Source organism: Streptosporangium sp. NPDC001559 (assembly GCF_042893955.1).
Lineage (GTDB): Bacteria > Actinomycetota > Actinomycetes > Streptosporangiales > Streptosporangiaceae > Streptosporangium.
This window is the reverse complement of the sequence record NZ_JBIAVG010000011.1, coordinates 171,864-189,289: the sequence shown is the minus strand read 5'-3', so window position 1 is coordinate 189,289 and position 17,426 is coordinate 171,864. Positions and strand designations below refer to the sequence as shown.

The following is a 17,426-nucleotide window of genomic DNA, read 5'->3' as shown; positions in this document are numbered from 1 at the left end:
GCCTCTCATCCCCGATGCCGTCCTGGTCTGATGACCACGAGCACATACCTGCTCGACGCCACATTGCTGTGCGTCGTCGGCGAGGTGGACGCGACGACCTCGGCCCAGTTGGAGACGGCCCTGGTCCAGGCCCGCCGGCGGGGCAAGCCGGTGATCGTGGATCTGAGCGGGGTTGGCTTCCTGGACAGCGGCGGCCTGACGGTACTGCTGGCCGCCCACATGGCCGCAGAGCGGGAGGGCAGCAGTCTGCACCTGGCCGAACTCCAGCCGATTCCGCTACGCCTGCTGACGATCACCGGCGTCCTGTCCTTCCTGCATGTGCACACCGGCCTCCAGCACGCCGTCGCCACCGTCTCGGCGATGGTCCCGAAGGCCACGGCCCAGGCGCGTCCGCAGGCCAGGATCGTACCTCCCGCTTGAACGGGGCATCTCTTCGGCTCGGGCGGGCCACACGCGCAGGCCGTCGCCCTTTTCCGGCCTACTTGATCCGCCCTCGGGATCAGGCCGCACCGGTGGCCCGGCGTGTAACGGTCCCGCCCGGCCAGGTCGGACTCGCGCGGACTCTCCTCAAGGAGAAAGTCATGGAACAGCCGGACCGGCATTGGCCGTCGCTGGATCATGGCGTCCGACAGCCCGGCCCCGAGTCGATTGACCCGGCCTGGCTTCGTGACCGCGGTAGGGGTCCGCGCGGGCCGGAAGCGTGTCCCGTGACCTCTTCTGAGATCTTCACGACGTCTGGCCGAACGTCACCTGTTCTGCCGGCCTGGCTCTGCGGGGGTCTCGGCATCTGAGACGCGGCCGTGATGGCCACATCCAGGTCCCCTGCCCGGAGCTCCATCGTCACCTGGACTTGTCAAGCGTTCTAGCCGGTCAGCCGGTTCTGTCGGTCACGTGGGGCGTTCGGAAGAACTCTGAGGTCCGGGACCCGGCTTCACGCCTGTCTCACCAGGGCGGCGATCCGCTCCTCCACCTCGGGTGTCACCTCGGTCAGGGCGAAGCCGGTCGGCCACATGGGGCCGTCGTCCAGGTTGGCCGAGTCGTTGAAGCCAAGGGTGGCGTAGCGGGCCTTGAACTTGTCGGCGCTCTGGAAGAAGCAGACGACCTTGCCGTCCCGGGCGTAGGCAGGCATCCCGTACCAGGTCTTCGGCGCGAGGTCCGGGGCGTTTTCGGTGACGATGGCGTGGACGCGCTCGGCGATGACCCGGTCGGAATCCGGCATATCGGCGATCTTGTCGAGCACGTCCTGGAGGGCCAGTGCCTCTTTGTCGGCGCGCGAGGTGCGGCGCGCCGCCTTCTTCTCCTCCTGGGCGTGCTCCTTCATCGCGGCCCTCTCCTCGGCCGTGAATCCCTCGTAGCCGCTGTTCTTCTCGTCGCTCATCTGTCGATCTCCTTCAAGGCGCTCGGCGCGTCGCGTCCGATGTGCTGGTGGTTTCCGTGATTCCCAGATTGACCTGGGACGTTGCTGCTGCGGTGGTGTCGGCGGGGCAGACGGCCGCAGCCTGGACCACGGCGGCCGTCGTGCCGATCAAAATCGAGCGTGGGTCATCGTGTACCACGTCGGGGCGAACGTCAGAAGGGCTATCACGGCGAGGACCGCAAGCGACTTGAGGAGGCGGGGAGTGGTCAGAGTCGCCGCAGGGGTGGGCCTGAGGGTCCATCGTCCGACCGTGACGAACGCCGCGACGCCGCCCAGGACGAGGTTCGCGGGTATGAGGCCGTACTCGCCGCGGACGAGATGGAACCCCGTCGCGAGGATCATCGTCAGGGCCAGGCCGGCCGCGGCGAGCGGCGTGAGCCTCGGCTTGACGCCCGTCATCGCAGGCAGGATGAGGCCGAGGCCGCCGAGCACCTCAACGACTCCGATGAGGACGATCAGTGGCTGCGGCACGGCCGCGTACCAGGCCACGGCCCGAGGCGCGGCCGCGTAGAGGGCATCGTCATACAAAAGGACCTTGCCGAAGCCGCTGCCTGCGAAGAAGAAACCCCACAGCGCTTGAAGCGACCACAACACGCCGTTCAGCGTCAGCCGAGCGGTCCTGGCCTTGCCGGAGGGGCCGTCGAAGGTCTTTGCGGTGGTCATCGCTGTGCTTCTTGGACGTGCCGCTGGGCTGGCGTTCGCGGTCATGGGTGTTCCTTTCCGGGGGGCCGGCCGAGGTCGGGGCGTGTGGGGGTTCAGCGGTCCTGGAGCAGGCCCAGGACGTTGCCGTCGGGGTCGGTGACGGTGGCGATCACCCGGCCGCCGCCGACGTCGTGCGCGGCCTCCTTCACCACGGCGCCGGCGGCGGTGAGCTCGGCGAGCTTGGCTTCGACGTCCGGAACGTGCCAGTAGGCCACCGGCGAGGTCATGCCCTGCGGCCCGCCGTCCGGTACCAGTCCGATGTGCTGGCCGCCGATGTCGAAGCCGACGTAGTACGGGCTGTCGGTCTGCGGCGGGCCACCGAGCAGGGCCGCGTAGACCTGCTTGGCCTTGGCCAGGTCGGACACGGGGTGCAGCACGGTCTTGATGCTCAGGGCGGTGTCGCTCATCGTCACTCCTCAGGTCGCGGTCTGTCGCTCGTGCGCCATCAGCTTCGCCTCTCGGCAGGTCGGGCCACATCCGTGGCGGCCACGGAACGCGGGCACGGAACGGAGTCCGTGCGTGCCCGGAGGGGGTACGTGGGGGCTTACGGCAGAATGGGACGATGGTGGTCACAGCGGACGTATCACCTCGGGAAGCCGAGGTCCTGGAGCTGATCGGCGAGCATCTCAGCAATGCCGAGATCGGGGCTCGGCTGTTCATCTCGGTGCGGACTGTGGAGAGCCACGTCTCTTCGCTGCTGCGCAAGCTGGAGGTGCCGGACCGGAGGGCGCTCGCCGGTCAGGCGGCCAGGCCGATCGCGGCCGACGGGACGACCGGGACGACGCACCCCGCGTCGGTCCTACCGGCGCCGTTGACCTCGTTCGTCGGCCGGGCGAGCGAACGGGCCGAGCTGACCGGGATGATCGTGACCGGCCGGCAGGTGACCGCACTCGGCCCCGGTGGGGTGGGTAAGACCCGGCTCGCACTGATGGTGGCCGCGGACGCGGCCGAAACGTACGCCGATGGGGTGTGGTTCGTCGACCTGGTGCCGGTCACCGGTCCGGGCATGGTCGCGGCCGCGGTCGCCGGCGCGCTCGGCCTCGGCGAGGAGCCCGGTCGCGATCTGACCGAGTCGGTGATCGCCGCGTTGGCCGACCAGCACGCGCTGCTGGTGCTGGACAACTGCGAGCAGGTACGGGACGGGGTGGCGCTGTTCCTGGAACGGCTGCTGGCGGCATGCCCCCGGCTGGCGGTGCTGGCGACCAGCCGGGCCCGGCTGATGGTGCCGTTCGAACGGATCTACCAGGTGCCGCCGCTGTCGCTGGGGGGTGACGGCGAGTCGGACGCGGTCGCGCTGTTCACGGAACGGGCGGCGGCGGTCGGCCGGCCGCTGGACCCGTCGCTGCGCGCCCAGGTAGCCGTGATCTGCGACCGGCTGGACGGGATGGCGCTGGCGATCGAGCTGGCCGCCGCCCGGTACCCCACCCTCGGACTGGACGGTCTCACCGCCGCCCTGTCTCACCCGCTCCGAATGCTGACCGGCGGCTCCCGCGCCGAAGACCGGCACCGCTCGGTACGGGCCGCGCTGGACTGGAGTCACACCCTGTTGGAACCGTCCGACCGCGCGCTGCTGCGCCAGGTGTCGTTGTTCGTGGCGCCGTTCACCTCGGCGGCGGCGGCGGAGGTGGCCGGGGTGGATGGGGGCATGGACGGAGGCGTCGTCGCCGACGGGCTGGCCCGGCTCGCCGAACAGAGCCTGCTGGTGGTGACGCCCGTGCCCGGCGGCACCGGCTACCGGGCTCTGGAGACCATCCGGCAGTACGGGACCGAGCAACTCGTCGAGGCCGGTGAGCTGGCCGAGACCCGATCCCGGCACCTGTGCTGGTGCCTGGCCAGGGCCGCGGACCTCGCGGTGGCGGGTCCGGACTGGCGGGCCCGCTTCGACGCGGTCGCCGACGACCTGCGCGCCGCGCTGAAGTGGGCGGCCGATCTGCCGGAGCACCGGGCGGATGCCTACCGTCTCGCCCGTTCGCTGGCGGACCTGACCTTCACCCGCCACCTGGTCGGCGAGTCCCAGGCCCGCTTCGAACAGGCCGCCGCGCTCGCCGAGGATCCGGCCGACGCCGCGTCGATGCTGCGAAACGCCGCCGCCGTCGCCGGTTGCCGGATGCGCGGCGACGACATGTACCGCCTGCACCGCGAAGCCGCGGACGCCGCCCGCCGTGCGGGTGACACGGCAGGTGCCGCCGTCGATCTGGCGACCGTCGCGACGACGGCGTTCCGCTTTTCCAGCAAGTTCGTCCGTGTCCCACCCCGCGAGGAGGCCATCGGTCTGATCACCGAGGCCCGTGGCCTGGCCGGGGAGTCCCCGTCCGCTCAGGCGGCGGTGGCCTTGGCCGAGGCCGGGATGGCTCTCCTGGATGCCTTCGAGACAGCCCAGAGCGGTTCTGGGGGTGGGCGTGGCGACGCGCTGCCGGAGACGATCAGGCGGGCCGAGCGGGCAGTGGAGCTCGCCCGGCGGACCGGTGATCCGCTCGCTGAATCCGCCGCGCTCGACACGTTCGCCGCCGTCCGAAGCTGGGCCGGGGACGCGTTCGGCGCGGCCGAGACGATCCGGCGTCGGGCCGGGCTCCTGGCCGCCGCGCCGGTCACCCCGGCCGCCACCCACGAGCTGATCGACGCCCTCGCCGAGGCCGCAGAAGCGGCCCTCGGCATCGGTGATCTGCCCGGTGCCCGCCGCTGGGCCCGGCAGCTGGCCGATCACCCGCTGCTGGCCGAGGTTGGGCATCGCGCGACGAGCCTGCTGTTGGTGGCCGACGCGCTGGCGGGCAACGTCGACGAGGTGCTCACCGGTGGCGTCCGGTTCCTGGACACGTGGCGGCGGAGCGGCAGCCGGGACATCCCGGTCCTCGGCGCGGCGGCGGCAGGGGTCAGGACGGTCCACGGCCTGCGCCACGACGACGAGGCCCAGCGCGAATGGCAGGAGGTCCTGAACCAGTCCGAAACCCTGCCTGAGCACGCCCACGGCTACGGCGCGGTCTTCGACGCGATCCTCCTGCTCCACCACGGCCAGGCGGCACGGGCACTGGAGCGGATGGCGCCCGATCCCGAAGAGGTCTGGCGATGGATCACCTGGACCTGGCTTCACTGGTACGTGGCGCTGCGCGCCGAGGCCACGGTGCTCGCCGGTAGCCCCAACGCCGCGGAACGCCTCGCCGACGCCCGGACCGTCGTGAGCGGCAATCCGGTCGCCACCGCCATCGTGGAACGAGCCGAGGCCCTGCTCGACAAGGACCGGAAACGCGTGCTCGCCACAGCGGACGCGTTCGAGGCCGCCGGTTGCCGCTACCAGTCGGCACGAAGCCTGATACTCACGGGCGGTGAGCACGCCACCCGTGGCGCGGCCCTGCTCTCCGACCTCGGACTCACACCCATGGCCGTGCCTGGCGGATGAGCCTGTCGCCATCGGCCGAGATGGCTGAGGTCGTCGATCGGAACGACCGCTACACGCGGATGGGCCTGCACCTCGTTCACCCGCAAAGGGACGCCGCCCGCGCCGTCGACCGTGGAACGGGCGCTGGCGTGCATCCAGTCCCGGCACAAGCTCGCCGGACTGGCCGTCGACGCCCGCCCGGCCCGGCTGGCGCTGCGCGCCTACCGTCGCCGGCGCGCCGACGCCGGGCAGCGCACCCGCAGGGCGTCCCCGGCCGGCCTCGACGTGCTGCGGAAGACGCCGGACGCCACCGCTCCCGGCACCCTGGGGGCCTGCGTGACCGGGCCGTCCTGGCGCTCGGGTTCGCGCTGACGGGCCGCCGCTCGGAGCTGTCGCGCTGAACATCTCGGCGTCGACCGGCACGGCCACCTCACCGGCACCACCGGCGCGGCGGGCGAGGCGGTGACACGGATGAGCGGGCACGGGCTGAACCTGCCGGTACGCCGTGCCGCCGTCCGGGCCGGGCTGCCCGACGCCGAGGCGTTCAGCGCGCGCTCCCCGCGCGCCGGCGGCGCTGGACTGATTCCTGTGGCCGCTTGCTCTGTTTCCGCGGGAGGACCGAGCCTCTTGGGCGGCCGAGGGTCGGCAGGGAGGCGTGCCCCGCACTGGTAGCCGGGGCGCACCCGTCAGGGGATGTATATGAGGAAGTAGTAGCCCGCCTGGCGGTACTGGTCACCGGCGTAGTAGCGGCAGCCGCGGAGTCCGGTGAAATCCCCGTGCTCGGCGGCATCCTGCCAGCCGGCCCGGCAGGCGTCCATGGTCTCGTAGCGCTTGGACCAGTACCAGTCCGGCGGCAGCGGAGCGAAAGCGGCGCTCTCGGCGCTCCTGACCGAGGCGGTCTGGTGGTTGACGGACGCGGACGCAGATGCGGCACCGGCCAGAACGGCGGCGCCCAGCGCCGTCGCGAGTAGCGCGGCAGGTAATCGGCAGATCTTCATGGTGGCTCCTCGGTCGGGTATGGACACCTTCAGATGAGCACCGATCAGCCAGGGTGGGGAGCTCTCGGTTTTCCATATTTCGGCTGCATGGCGTGCCGTCCGAGAGGCGTTTCGCCTGGCCTGAACAACAGGACGCCCCGCTCGCCCTCCTGTTTGGGGGCGGCGGGGCGCTTTCGTCGTGTGCAAGGCCGATGCGTAGGATCACCGCCGCACTACCTCGGGAGATCCGCCGTTTTCGAACACGACTTCCCTGACAATCTGCTCGCTTACTGGGAGGCCGACGCCCGCGTCCAGGAGGTGACGGACGCGCGCCGTCTCAACTCATTGCGCCGGCAGTTCTTAGCCGCGCTTGTCCACCCACCAGAGATGGATGGACCCATTGAAGGAGACGGAGGATGTGCCGCCTACCGGCGCCCAGTTGCCCACCACCAGCTGTCGCTGGTTCATGCGGTCGATGTAGGCGATGCTGAGGCGCTGTTCTCCGGTGCCGGTGGTGCAGGTGCTGGCGCCGTAGCCGCCCCGCAGGTCCATAGTGCAGGTGTCGGGGATGGCGTGAGCCGGTGCGGCGGTGGTCAGCAGCAGGCCGACGGAGAGAAAGGTGGCGGTGGAGAGGGCTGCTGCTCGTTTCCTGGATTTCACGTGCACTTCCTCCGGTTATTCGCGAAAGCCGATCGCACGAACTTCGTTTAGGAAAGTTTCCTAAACGAAAGATACTTGTCCGGAAATCGGCGTCAAGAGGTGTCTCACGGTCGAAACGGGGCGTCGTAAGACCGGCTTCACCAGGGAAACGTGGAACGGTGGTTCTGGCCGACGGGAGGCGAGCTTCCCGACAGCCAGAACCAGTCGTCGGAAAATCCAGCGTGGATGTGCTGTCCGCCCACCCCCGCCCGGCCGGTGAGCGGACAGCAGGACGCCCCCGCTGTTATCAGGTGTCCTGTCTCACCAGGCCTGGCGCAGTCCCGGCGAAGGTGGTGGGTTTCGGTGATCAGTTGTTGTGCTTCGGCCTTCCGCTTCAACGACAGCGGGTTGGCGCGGCTGAAGCCGTGGGAGGTTGGCGACGAGCTGTGGGCGGCCATCGAACCGCTGTTTCCCGAACATCAGCGGCGAGCCCACCAAACGGCTGGATGGCCGCCTTGCCCTGCAGGGCGTCCTGTTCGTGCCGCGCACCGGCATCTCATCGTGATCACCGTTCCCGGGTAAGGAGAGGCCCATACGCGTCAAGCTCGTCATCATCGCTCCAACCGTCATGCGCTCTCACCACGACCGTTCAGCACGAGAGGTTCGATGACCACGACACCGACGTCGCCGCACATGCGACGGGACGGATTCCATCCCGACCCCTGGCTGGTGGCCTTGCGTGACAGTCAGGGAGTAGGGCGGATCAGCACGCCCCACGGCGACGCCTGGCTGGTGACCAGGGCCCAGGACGTCCGCGCCGTGCTGGGCGATCCCCAGCGGTTCAGCAACGAGCGGGTGGGCGCCTTCCACGGCCCTGCCGCCTCCGGCAGCGAAGGCGACGCCTGGCGACTCGGCAACCTGATCGCCCTGGACCCGCCCAAGCACACCCGGTTACGGCGTCTGCTCGCACCGCACTTCACCGCACGCCGCGTCCAACGACTCGAACCCCGCATCACGCAGATCGTCGCCCGTCACCTGGACGCCATGGAGCACGCCGGGCCACCGGCCGACCTTCTGACCTGTTTCGCACTGCCGATCCCGCTCCTGGTGATCTGTGAACTGCTCGGTGTGCCCTATGCGGAACGTGACGGCTTCCAGCACGCCATGATCCGCATGGTCGATCCGGCCCTGAGCGCCGAGGAACACCGTACGGCGGCGCAGGAGTCAGCCGCCTACTTCCACACCCTGGCTCACCGGATCATGGCCGCCCCCGGCCCGGGGCTGCTCGCAGCCCTGGTCCGTGACCACCGCGACGAACTGACTCCGGAACGACTCGCCAAGATCGCGACCATGATCCTGGTGGCCGGGCACGAGACGATGTCCAGCATGCTCGCCCTGCTGCGCCATCCCGGCCAGCTACACCTGCTGCGCCGGGAGCCCGGCCGCGTCGACGCCGCGGTGGAGGAACTGCTGCGCTGGCTCGGGGTCATCCACTGCTGCGCGGCGAAGGTGACCACCACCGAGGTCGAGATCGCCGGACAGCGAATCGGACCAGGCGAGGTGGTGCTGTGCGCGCTGGCCGTGGCCAACCGTGACCCCGGCCTGGTCACCGTCCCCGACGTCCTCGACATCACCCGGCCCCCCAGCGGGCACCTGGCCCTGGGATACGGGGTGCATCACTGCCTGGGCGCCGCGCTGGGCCGTCTGGAGATGCGCATCGCCTTCCCGGCTCTGCTGCAGCGCTTTCCCGCCCTGCGCCCCTGCTCGACCGACACCGAGTTCCGCTCCTTCCACATCGTGCACGGCCTGTCACGCCTGCCCGTGACCTGGTGAACGGAACGCCACCCGACGCCGTCCCGGCGGTGGCAGGGACGGCCGCGCCTCCACGGGCCGTGCCGGCGGCGGTGGCGGGAACGCGTTACGACGCCAGGGATGCCACCGGAACACGGCGGCGACGGGCCGCCCTGGGAGAACGGACAGGGTCAGGATTCTGTCCCGTTGACGCAGCATGCCGACCTGGGTCGATGCAATCGCGCATGCCGTGGCTTTCGTCGCTCAAAGCTGTTTCGCGGCCGGTGACGCGGGCCCTTGGCCGGTGGCGTGGAGGGCACGGAGGTGGTCCAGGTATCGGCGGGCGTTCGGGTAGGGGTGGTCCTGGGCTCCGTGGCGGTGCAGGTCGAGGCGCCCGTCGGGGTGCAGGCGCAGGGTGGTGGTCGCCATGCGGGGCGGCTCGGCCGGGTCGCGGCCGGCAGGGGTGAGGAAGGCGGCCCCCAGGACGGGCACGCTCGCGGGGAACATCACGGCGGCGTCGGCCGCCGTCGCGGCGGGTGGACGGCCGGTGCGGTTGGCGCTGCTGACGTAGAGGACCGGGTGGCCCGCCAGGACGGGCAGCAAGGGAGACCAGCGGGCACCGAACAGCAGGGCCCAGCCGTCCCGGCTGGCCGGTGACAGCCAGCCGGGGCAGGGCGCGCCGGGGCGCAGCGGCACCAGCAGGGTCACCCGCTCGTCGATGAGCAGCCGACCGGCCAGCGCCGTCAGCCCCGCATCGAGGTCCAGGGTGTCGCCGAGGGCGGCGAAGATGGCCGGGTTGTGGGCCCACAGCGCGACGGCCTGCTCCAGGGGACGCCCCTTGGCCGCGTTGACGGCCTGCGGAGAAGACGCGGCCACGACGTAGGTCAGCGGCGCGGGGTTCGGCACAACCACCGCCTGCCCCCGTTCCAGGGCGTGGCGCGCGCCCTGGGCGTCCACGGTGCCCACGTCCCCGGTGCTCGGATCGGTGTTCATCACTGCCCCTGCGTCACCGCGGCGGTCAGGCCGTCGAGGTATCCGGCGAACGTCCCCTCCTCGACGACGGCCTGGCCGGTGCGGTAGACGTGTCTTTTCACCCACCGCATCGCGGCCTGCGCCTGCCGGTCGTCCAGAACGTGGCCGAGACGGGCGGCCACCGCCTTGACCACCCGGGCGCTGGCCAGCTGGGTGAGCACCACGCGAGGAGTGACGCCCAGCAGCCGCTGGGGGTCGAACGGCTGGAAGAGCTGAGGGTGGACGAACGGCGTGCCGGTGGAGATCGTGCCCACCCCGGTTCCGACGATCGGCGTGGTCACGCTCAGCGGCACGCCCGTTTCCTGCGCGACCATCTGCGCGATGCCCGTCAGCGCGCTCAGGTCAGGGGCCGTCCACCACGGATCGGCGCCCTCACCCAGCAGCGCCGTGGTGCGGTCGGCCCGGTAGGCGAGCAGGAACAGCAGCTGTTCGGTGGCGACCATGCCGCTGCGCTCGGCGATCCCCAGCCAGGAACTGGAGACGACCCGCACCCCCGCGCGCAGCGCCTGCAGGGTGTTGGCCAGGCCCAGGCCCAGGTCGTTGTGCAGATGGCAGGCCAAGACCACCTCCTGGCCGACGTGGGCGCGCATCCGCGTGAACATCGCCCCGGTCTCAGCGGGCAGGTGGTCGCCGACGGTGTCGGCCAGGACGACGGTGCCCGCGCCGGCCTCGGTCATCGCCGTCGCGTACGCGGCCATCAGTGAGGTGTCGGCGCGTGAGGCGTCGGCCAGGCAGACGTCCACCGCCACCCGCTCATCCAGCTCCCGGGCGTCGTTCACCAGGCTCACGCCCGCTTCCAATGCCCGGCGTGCGCCACGGTGCGTCATCACCTGGGCCATCGACTCGGAGGCCGGCACGACGACCATCACCCGCGCGTGCGCCGTACCCGCCACCGACCTCACGGCCTGGCGGACATCGGCGGTGGTTCCCCGGCACACCGCGGCCACGCTGACGGCTCCCTCGGCCTCCACCGCGACCTGCCGGACCGCTTCGAACTCCTCAGCGCACACCGCGGGAAACCCGGCCGCGAACACCACGTGGCGCGGCCCGTCGGCGCCGAACATCCGCCCCTGCCGCCGGGCCAGCCGGACCCGGAAGTCCGCGCTCATCAGGGTCTTGGCCTGGGCGCCGTCGCGAGCCGACTCCTCCCACAGCACCACCCGCCCCGCCAGGGCGGACTCACGGACCACGTCTTCACCCACTGCACACTCCGGCTTGAGCGCCCTCCATCGACGAAGGGCGGACAACCCCGCACTGTAGGGGGTTCTCCGTGGTGTCCGCCGGACATTCGACCGCCTAACGCATGATCTGAAACGGATGTCCTCAACCCCAGGCAGGCGGCGCCGATGCCGCTGACGAAGTCGGTGCCCGCCAGGCCGGGCATCGGGTTCATCTACTCGCTTGACCAGCGGCCGGTGAAGAGCTCCTCGCCCGGCGGAGAACCGGGCAACGGGCCATGCCCCGGCCGTAACCCGTCGAGCGCTATCGCGATCAGTCGGCGGCGAGCCTCGGTGGCGGCGGCCAGCAGATCGTCCCTGCCCTGCTTGCGAAGCTGATCGACCACAGGGGAACGGCCGAACTGCTCGATAAGCAGCGAGATGTCGACCGCGGTCACGTCCCTGCGGAGTACGTCGGCCTGGTGCGCTCGCCGTACCAGCTCGTCGAGTAGTTCGTCGCCGCGGCGGGATTTGGCGCTCATCTCCTGGGTCACCTCGATGGTGCCGGCGACGGGCGCCAGCGAGCCCTGCCCGAACGCGACGCGGCCGTGGATGAAAGCCGTCAGTCCTGCCCACGGGTCGGGGTCGGCGAGGCACTGCTCGGCCGCTTCGTTCCAGTGGTCGAGGGAGAGCAGGCTGAGCCGCTGGAACAGCTCTTCCTTGGTCTTGTAACGGCGGTAGAGGCTGCCGATGCCGACGCCTGCCCGGGTCGCGATGGCGGCGACGGACGCGTGCGCGCCGTCTTCGGCGAGCACGTCACGGGCGGCCTGGAGCAACCTGCGGTCGTTGCGTTCCGCGATGTCTTTGCGTGTGGTCATCGCCATGCACTCTAGCAGTTGCGGAGCGATTCGCTCCGGCATAGTCTCAAAGCGGAGCGAATCGCTCCGCGAATTGAGGAGATGCGACATGAACCCCGATATCGAGGCGATCGAGCAGGTCGTCCGCGATGCCGAAGATCTGCAGAGCGACGTGGCCGGTTTCACCGGGCTGCTGACCGATGAGGTGGCCCTGGTCAATTTCACCGGGATCCGGCTGCGCGGCCGTGACCAGGTCAGGGAGGTCATGGCCAAGGCGCTGCGCACCCCGCTCAAAGGCGTGCTGACCAAGAACGAGCTTCTCGACATCACGTTCCTGCGACCGGACGTCGCGCTGGCCAGCCTGGTCAAGCACGTCAACGACGGCCGCACGGGAGCGCTGACGTTCGTGCTGGTCAAAGACGACGGTACCTGGCGAATCGCGTTGGCCCAGACCACCCCGGTGGTGACGTCATGAGCGTGGCCCTGGTCATCGGCGCCACCGGCCGGCAGGGCGGCGCCACCGCGCGTCACCTGTCGAGCCGCGGCTGGCAGGTCCGTGCCCTGGTCCGCGATCCGAAGAGCCCGGCCGCCGGTCGGCTGACCGCTGCCAAGCTTGTGGTCGGTGACCTGGAGGATCCCGCGTCCCTGGAGCGGGCCATGCGAGGCGTGGACGCCGTGTTCAGCATGCAGGCATTGGCGTATGAGCCGGAAACCCTCAAGGCCGAGGTACGGCAGGGCATGCGCGTCGCTGACGTCGCACGGGACGCCGGGGTCGGGCACCTGGTCTACAGCTCGGTCGGCGGTGCCGAGCGGCACACCGGGATCGAGCACTTCGAGAGCAAGGCGGCGATCGAGGCGTACATCCGCGCCCTGGGGCTGCCCGCGACCATCCTGCGGCCGGTGTTCTTCATGGACAACCTGCTGCACTACGCCGCTGCCGAAGGGGAACGGCTGATGGAACTCCCGATACTCCCCGACCGGCCGACGCAGCTGATCGCCACCGACGACATCGGCCGGATCGCCGCGCACGTCATCGACCACCGGGACGACTACCTGGGCGTGGAACTCGAGATCGCCGGTGACGAGCTGACCTTCACCGAGGTGGCCGGAATCTACGAGAAGGTCACCGGAGTGCCAACGCGCCTCGTCCCTCTGCCGATCGAGGAAAGGCTGTTCGAATGGTTCGCCGAGAGCGGCTACCAGGCCGACCTCGCCAAACTCCGCAAGGACTTTCCCGGATTGCTCACCTTCCAGGATTGGCTCAGCGGGCAGGTCCGCCAGACGTGACCCAGGACTCCTGAAGCCACGTCTAGGAGACCGGGAGAGGTCAGGCCGTGTGCTCGCGGCCGGACGGCCAGTCACGTCAGTGGCCCGATGGGTGGTCTTACCGTGACCGGCCGCTCCGACGCGGGTGGCGGGTCGCCAGTCGCCGTTGGCGATGGCTTCGACGGGGCCGGCGAGGTCGACCAGGCGCAGCGCGCTCCGGTCTCACCCTGTTCCGACCCGCCGGCCGCACGCGGCCGGCTAGTGGGACGTTTCCCCGGACGCGGCGGCGGACGCGGCGTGGGATGACGCGGCCGGGCCGTGCCAGTGTTGCAGCGCCTGGTGGAGTCCGTCGGCGTGGTCGTGACCGGCGGTGCGCAGCCAGGCGGTGTGCCCGTCCGGCCGCAGGAGGATGCCCGCGAGTTCGGGATGGTCGGGGCAGGTCGCGGTGACGATGTCCACTCGGTCCGCCCATCCTGCGGCCGAATCGCGGATGGTGCTCCCTCCGGTCAGGTCGAGCAGCGCGCCGCGTCCCGAGGTGAGCAACCCGGCCAGGCGCGTACGGCCGTCGCCTGTGGTCAGGGTGAGGTCGGGCGCCAGGCGGCCCAGCCAGGGATGGCCGGAGTCGGGGCGCATCTCGTAGCGGGTGTCCAGCCCGGTGATGGTCTCGGTGAGAGCGCGGTTGCCCGCAGGATGGCGGGCGACGCGGGTGAGGAGGTCGGTGATCGGAGCGAGCCGGTCGTCGGCGTCGGCGAGCAGTACCTGGGCTCGCGTGTTGGCCAGCACGTGCGCACCGGCGGTGTGGCGTTCGGCGTGGTAGCCGGCGAGCAGGTGCGTCGGGGCGGTGCCGCGCACGGTGGCGGCGAGTTTCCAGCCGAGGTTGAACGCGTCGTCCAGGGCGACGTTGACGCCGATCGCCCCGGCCGGCGGGTGGATGTGCGCGGCGTCTCCGGCCAGGATGACCCTGCCTCGGACGTATTCGGCCGCCTGCCGGGCGGCGTTGCCGAACCGGGTCAGCCAGCGTGCGGCGCGTAGCCCGACATGGCGGCCGAGCGCGTCGTCCACGGCGGTTTGGAGCAGGTCCAGGGTGACCGGGGTGTCTTTGTCCGCAGGTGGTTGCCGATCGGAGGTGATGATCCTGACGTAGCCGGGGCGGGGGATGACGAACACGGACCCGTCAGGGCCGGTGGTCGCGCCGAACGGCAACGCCTCGGGGTCGGCGAGCTCGACGTCGCCGAGCAGGAAGAAGCGGGTCGCCGCGGTACCGGGGAAGTCGATGCCGGCCTGTTTGCGGACGGTGCTGCGGCCGCCGTCGCAGCCGACCAGGTACGCGGCCCGGACGCGGTACTCGCGGTCGCCGGTGGTGACGGTGGCGGTGACGGACTCGGAATCCTGTTCCAGCACGCGCAGTTCGTGCCCGCGCCGGATGTCGGCTCCCAGGTCGAGGGCGTGCGCCTCGAGTATCTCCTCGACCCGGGTCTGCGGGATGCCCAGCGAGTACGGGTGGTCGGTGTGCGTGCCGGGGAGGGTGAGAGTCACCGGCAGGCCGGAGAACGCGGCGTGCGGCACTTGCCAGCCCTCGCTGACGAGCCTCTCGGCGAGGCCGCGCCGCGCCAGCAGGTCCAGGGCACGGGCGTTGAGGTTGAAGCCCCGGCAGAAGTCCGGCCGCTGCGCGTGGCGTTCGACGACGACCGTGTCGACGCCGGCGAGCCGGAGCTCGCTCGCGAGCAACAGTCCGGCCGGGCCGGCTCCGACGATCAGCACCTCGGTCATCGGGTGGTTCCCTCCGGGGACGTGGGGGCGGACCAGGTCCATCCCTGTTCGGTTTGCTCGACCTTGGGCCAGAACAGGCTGCCGTCGCGGATCTCGGCGATGGTCCGCCGCGTCCAGGCCAATTCGGCCTCCCAGGCGTGCAGTGCGCACTCGGTTTCGATCATGAACAGGCGGGGGACCCTGCCGGAGCCGACCGTGTCGGCCAGCACCGTGTTCGTCTCCTCGATCCGCTGGGCCAGATGCCCCGCCCGTTCGACCAGTGCCTCCGCCGCCCTGTCCGGACCGAGAGCGCCGAGGTAGGACACCGCGGCCATGAACTTCGGGTATTCCGCGACGGGCATGCGCAGAAGCTCGTCGACCCAGCGCACGAATTCGCCTTGGCCCAGCTCGGTCGTCGCGTACACGGTTCGCTCCGGCCGCCTGCCGTCGCGCGCCGTCTCCACCGGCTCGATCCAGTCATGCCGAACCAACGCCTCGACCGTGTCGTACAGGGACCCGGAGTTGACCTTGAAGCTGCTGTCCTTGTGCCGTTCCCGCAGGGTGACCGCCATCTCGTACGGGTGCATCGGCTGTTCCTGGAGCAGGCCCAGCACGGCCAGCGCCAGTGTGTTGGAGATCTTCCGCTTCGCCATCTTCATCACCGACCTCTAGTAGTAGGAACCGACTATACGGTATCGGCTACTGTGTTGATTCGCGCGCAGTCGACGGCTAACACGGATCTCCCGCAAACGACCCTTTCCGGGAGCAAGATCGGAAATGGCGGCCTGGATGCCTGATCGGCTCTCAGGGGGATGCCATGATCGCTGTGCTCCGAGGCGGGACAGGAGCAGCATGCGGGTGGCTGTGATCAGACACTCGTAGTCGCGTGACAGCCACCGGTAGCCGCCCAGCCGGGCGAAGGTCCGCTCCACGACCCGGCGGAGCGGGATCACCCCGATGCGCGGTACGTGGAGCGCATGCCGCCGTCGCGGCGCACCACTGCGGCTGACGTTCGCGGACGCGTTGCCATCCGCCCTCCAGATGCCCGCCTTCTTGGTGCTGGTCGCGCTGGAGCTCGCCGTGCCGTGGTGGGCGGAGAGGGCGCGACGGGCCGCACCGCATCGCCGAGCGCCATGGCCTGTTCACGATCATCATGCCGGGTGAGAGCGTCCTCGCCGCGAGCCGGGGCGCGGAGCGGGCGGCCGAGGTGACCCGGCGACGCGTCGCCGAGGGCGATCGGAAACTAGCCCGGCATCGTGTGGCTCCGGAGGCCGCCGGTCCCGTCCTGGTCGCTCAGCGGATACCCGAGACACAGGCACAGCGAGTGGCAGCTGAGGTGGCAGCCGCCGTATGACACGAGAGGAGATCAATGTGATGGGGACCTGGTGCGGGTCCTGTCCGAGGCCGACCCGAACGACAAGGCCGAGGTCTACGCCTGACCTTATCGACCCCAGAAAAGCCAGTGGAGGCTCGGGTTCAACCCGGCCTCCACATGTGCGAAAGGTTTGTGTCCGAGGGGGAGTCGCACTAAACGCACACACCTTCACGCTGACCACCAGGTTTCTGCTGGGTCAGGGGTGAGCGGTGATGGTGCCGAACTCGCTCACGGTGCGCCGGATCCAGCGCACGACCATCGCCTGTGTCGCTCTTCTGGCGGTCATCGCGGCCGTCGTCTCGTTCCGTCACATGCACGAGCTGTGCCTGCGCCACGGTGAGGACCACCTGGCCGCCGTGCTCATCCCGCTGGCCGTCGACGGCATCATCGTGGTCGCCTCGATGTCCATCCTGCTGGCCAACCGGTACGGCTCCCGCGGCGGCGCCCTGGCCTGGACCCTGCTCGTGGTCGGCAGCCTGGCCAGTTTGGGCGCCAACGTCGCCGTGGCCGAACCCGGTCTGATCGGCCGCGTCATCGCCGCCTGGCCGAGCATCGCGCTGATCGGCAGCTACGAACTCCTCATGTCCCAGATCCGCCGGGTCTCCTGGAACACCGAACGGCAACCCCCGGAGCCTCAGCAGGACGGGGGCAGGAGCCGGAAGATGAGCGTCCCCGAGAAGGCGTGGTGGTCTTGCATCGGGAGGCGTGGCGGTGGGCGCGGGAGAACCGCCGACCGGACGGGACGCTCCCTTCGGGACGGGCGATCGCCGAACGCTTCGAGCGCAGCCCCCGCTGGGGCCGCTGGATCAAACGAGCAGGCCTGACCGAGAGACTGGAGTGAGTGGTCTTGACCGGACGGGCGGCGACACCGCTCCGGCCGCCAACGTCGATAGACACCTGAAGTCTCGACGGGGCCGTAGGCGGGGCGGTTGGCTAACGGTCCTCCACACCAGCCATCTGAGATGATGCGGCGGACGGTAGCCGCGGAGATCCCGAACAGCGGGGCGAGTCGGCGCATGGTGAGATCGGCGCGGTGGCGGACGGCTACCAGGAGCACCCGCTCGGCCAGGGCCGCCCGCCGTCGGGGCCGT

Annotated in this window: 17 protein-coding genes and 1 pseudogene; 7 read left to right on the top strand and 11 right to left on the bottom strand. The window is 70.4% G+C overall.

The window, feature by feature from the left end; genetic code table 11:
* Window positions 1-30: 30 nt before the first annotated feature.
* Window positions 31-420, top strand: a complete 390-nt coding sequence (locus tag ACFYY8_RS24730; protein WP_390044694.1) for an STAS domain-containing protein — start codon at window positions 31-33, stop codon at window positions 418-420.
* 511 nt (window positions 421-931) lie between these two features.
* On the opposite strand, the gene ACFYY8_RS24725 is transcribed toward ACFYY8_RS24730, so the two are convergent.
* The 3 genes from ACFYY8_RS24725 to ACFYY8_RS24715 form a co-directional block, all read right to left on the bottom strand.
* Window positions 932-1,378, bottom strand: coding sequence for an iron chaperone (locus ACFYY8_RS24725; RefSeq protein WP_390044692.1), 447 nt, complete (start codon window positions 1,376-1,378; stop codon window positions 932-934).
* A gap of 147 nt (window positions 1,379-1,525) precedes the next feature.
* Entirely contained in the window at window positions 1,526-2,125 is a 600-nt protein-coding gene (locus ACFYY8_RS24720; RefSeq protein ID WP_390044690.1) for a DoxX family protein, read from the bottom strand.
* A gap of 47 nt (window positions 2,126-2,172) precedes the next feature.
* On the bottom strand, window positions 2,173-2,526 hold the full coding sequence (locus ACFYY8_RS24715) for a VOC family protein (protein WP_390044688.1): 354 nt from the start codon (window positions 2,524-2,526) through the stop codon (window positions 2,173-2,175).
* A gap of 155 nt (window positions 2,527-2,681) precedes the next feature.
* On the opposite strand from ACFYY8_RS24715, the gene ACFYY8_RS24710 reads away from it, so the two are divergent.
* Together ACFYY8_RS24710 and ACFYY8_RS24705 are read left to right on the top strand one after the other, a co-directional pair.
* The gene (locus ACFYY8_RS24710) at window positions 2,682-5,513 is read left to right on the top strand and encodes an ATP-binding protein (protein WP_390044686.1); all 2,832 of its coding nucleotides are present in this window, start codon (window positions 2,682-2,684) and stop codon (window positions 5,511-5,513) included.
* A gap of 111 nt (window positions 5,514-5,624) precedes the next feature.
* Window positions 5,625-5,864, top strand: a complete 240-nt coding sequence (locus tag ACFYY8_RS24705) for a hypothetical protein (RefSeq protein ID WP_390044684.1) — start codon at window positions 5,625-5,627, stop codon at window positions 5,862-5,864.
* Between the two features lie 314 nt (window positions 5,865-6,178).
* Here the strand turns inward: ACFYY8_RS24705 and ACFYY8_RS24700 are convergent, their stop codons facing one another.
* Entirely contained in the window at window positions 6,179-6,490 is a 312-nt protein-coding gene (locus tag ACFYY8_RS24700; RefSeq protein WP_390044682.1) for a hypothetical protein, read from the bottom strand.
* A gap of 339 nt (window positions 6,491-6,829) precedes the next feature.
* Window positions 6,830-7,129, bottom strand: coding sequence for a hypothetical protein (locus tag ACFYY8_RS24695; protein ID WP_390044679.1), 300 nt, complete (start codon window positions 7,127-7,129; stop codon window positions 6,830-6,832).
* 645 nt (window positions 7,130-7,774) lie between these two features.
* Here ACFYY8_RS24695 and ACFYY8_RS24690 point away from each other — a divergent pair.
* Window positions 7,775-8,941: a cytochrome P450 gene (locus tag ACFYY8_RS24690; protein WP_390044676.1), complete on the top strand. Its 1,167-nt coding sequence runs from the start codon at window positions 7,775-7,777 to the stop codon at window positions 8,939-8,941.
* A 222-nt stretch (window positions 8,942-9,163) separates the two neighbouring features.
* On the opposite strand, the gene ACFYY8_RS24685 is transcribed toward ACFYY8_RS24690, so the two are convergent.
* From ACFYY8_RS24685 to ACFYY8_RS24675, 3 genes are all read right to left on the bottom strand, one after another.
* The gene (locus ACFYY8_RS24685; RefSeq protein WP_390044674.1) at window positions 9,164-9,892 is read right to left on the bottom strand and encodes a hypothetical protein; all 729 of its coding nucleotides are present in this window, start codon (window positions 9,890-9,892) and stop codon (window positions 9,164-9,166) included.
* Entirely contained in the window at window positions 9,892-11,133 is a 1,242-nt protein-coding gene (locus ACFYY8_RS24680) for a 2-isopropylmalate synthase (RefSeq protein WP_390044672.1), read from the bottom strand. The genes ACFYY8_RS24685 and ACFYY8_RS24680 overlap by 1 nt, the downstream gene beginning before the upstream one ends.
* 191 nt (window positions 11,134-11,324) lie before the next feature.
* A complete protein-coding gene (locus ACFYY8_RS24675) occupies window positions 11,325-11,966 on the bottom strand; it encodes a TetR/AcrR family transcriptional regulator (protein WP_390044670.1) in 642 nt (213 codons plus the stop codon).
* An 88-nt stretch (window positions 11,967-12,054) separates the two neighbouring features.
* Here ACFYY8_RS24675 and ACFYY8_RS24670 point away from each other — a divergent pair, with 88 nt between their 5' ends.
* Together ACFYY8_RS24670 and ACFYY8_RS24665 are read left to right on the top strand one after the other, a co-directional pair.
* Entirely contained in the window at window positions 12,055-12,420 is a 366-nt protein-coding gene (locus ACFYY8_RS24670; protein WP_390044668.1) for an SgcJ/EcaC family oxidoreductase, read from the top strand.
* A complete protein-coding gene (locus tag ACFYY8_RS24665) occupies window positions 12,417-13,232 on the top strand; it encodes an NmrA/HSCARG family protein (RefSeq protein WP_390044666.1) in 816 nt (271 codons plus the stop codon). The genes ACFYY8_RS24670 and ACFYY8_RS24665 overlap by 4 nt, the downstream gene beginning before the upstream one ends.
* A gap of 237 nt (window positions 13,233-13,469) precedes the next feature.
* On the opposite strand, the gene ACFYY8_RS24660 is transcribed toward ACFYY8_RS24665, so the two are convergent.
* A complete protein-coding gene (locus tag ACFYY8_RS24660; RefSeq protein ID WP_390044664.1) occupies window positions 13,470-14,981 on the bottom strand; it encodes an FAD-dependent monooxygenase in 1,512 nt (503 codons plus the stop codon).
* Complete coding sequence (locus ACFYY8_RS24655; RefSeq protein ID WP_390044662.1) at window positions 14,978-15,613, bottom strand: PadR family transcriptional regulator; 636 nt, start codon at window positions 15,611-15,613, stop codon at window positions 14,978-14,980. The genes ACFYY8_RS24660 and ACFYY8_RS24655 overlap by 4 nt, the downstream gene beginning before the upstream one ends.
* A gap of 934 nt (window positions 15,614-16,547) precedes the next feature.
* Here ACFYY8_RS24655 and ACFYY8_RS24650 point away from each other — a divergent pair.
* Entirely contained in the window at window positions 16,548-17,159 is a 612-nt protein-coding gene (locus tag ACFYY8_RS24650; RefSeq protein WP_390044660.1) for a DUF2637 domain-containing protein, read from the top strand.
* A gap of 149 nt (window positions 17,160-17,308) precedes the next feature.
* On the opposite strand, the pseudogene ACFYY8_RS24645 reads toward ACFYY8_RS24650, so the two are convergent.
* A pseudogene (locus tag ACFYY8_RS24645) lies at window positions 17,309-17,392 on the bottom strand (hypothetical protein); the annotation flags it as partial.
* Window positions 17,393-17,426 lie beyond the last annotated feature (34 nt).

Bases quoted from the DNA above. Each gene is read 5' to 3' on its own strand.
- ACFYY8_RS24655 (WP_390044662.1), bottom strand. From the start codon at position 15,613: ATGGCGAAGCGGAAGATCTCCAACACACTGGCGCTGGCCGTGCTGGGC.
- ACFYY8_RS24675 (WP_390044670.1), bottom strand. From the start codon at position 11,966: ATGACCACACGCAAAGACATCGCGGAACGCAACGACCGCAGGTTGCTC.
- ACFYY8_RS24670 (WP_390044668.1), top strand. From the start codon at position 12,055: ATGAACCCCGATATCGAGGCGATCGAGCAGGTCGTCCGCGATGCCGAA.
- ACFYY8_RS24665 (WP_390044666.1), top strand. From the start codon at position 12,417: ATGAGCGTGGCCCTGGTCATCGGCGCCACCGGCCGGCAGGGCGGCGCC.
- ACFYY8_RS24715 (WP_390044688.1), bottom strand. From the start codon at position 2,526: ATGAGCGACACCGCCCTGAGCATCAAGACCGTGCTGCACCCCGTGTCC.
- ACFYY8_RS24710 (WP_390044686.1), top strand. From the start codon at position 2,682: ATGGTGGTCACAGCGGACGTATCACCTCGGGAAGCCGAGGTCCTGGAG.
- ACFYY8_RS24730 (WP_390044694.1), top strand. From the start codon at position 31: ATGACCACGAGCACATACCTGCTCGACGCCACATTGCTGTGCGTCGTC.
- ACFYY8_RS24725 (WP_390044692.1), bottom strand. From the start codon at position 1,378: ATGAGCGACGAGAAGAACAGCGGCTACGAGGGATTCACGGCCGAGGAG.
- ACFYY8_RS24700 (WP_390044682.1), bottom strand. From the start codon at position 6,490: ATGAAGATCTGCCGATTACCTGCCGCGCTACTCGCGACGGCGCTGGGC.
- ACFYY8_RS24660 (WP_390044664.1), bottom strand. From the start codon at position 14,981: ATGACCGAGGTGCTGATCGTCGGAGCCGGCCCGGCCGGACTGTTGCTC.
- ACFYY8_RS24720 (WP_390044690.1), bottom strand. From the start codon at position 2,125: ATGACCGCGAACGCCAGCCCAGCGGCACGTCCAAGAAGCACAGCGATG.
- ACFYY8_RS24685 (WP_390044674.1), bottom strand. From the start codon at position 9,892: ATGAACACCGATCCGAGCACCGGGGACGTGGGCACCGTGGACGCCCAG.
- ACFYY8_RS24690 (WP_390044676.1), top strand. From the start codon at position 7,775: ATGACCACGACACCGACGTCGCCGCACATGCGACGGGACGGATTCCAT.
- ACFYY8_RS24650 (WP_390044660.1), top strand. From the start codon at position 16,548: ATGGTGCCGAACTCGCTCACGGTGCGCCGGATCCAGCGCACGACCATC.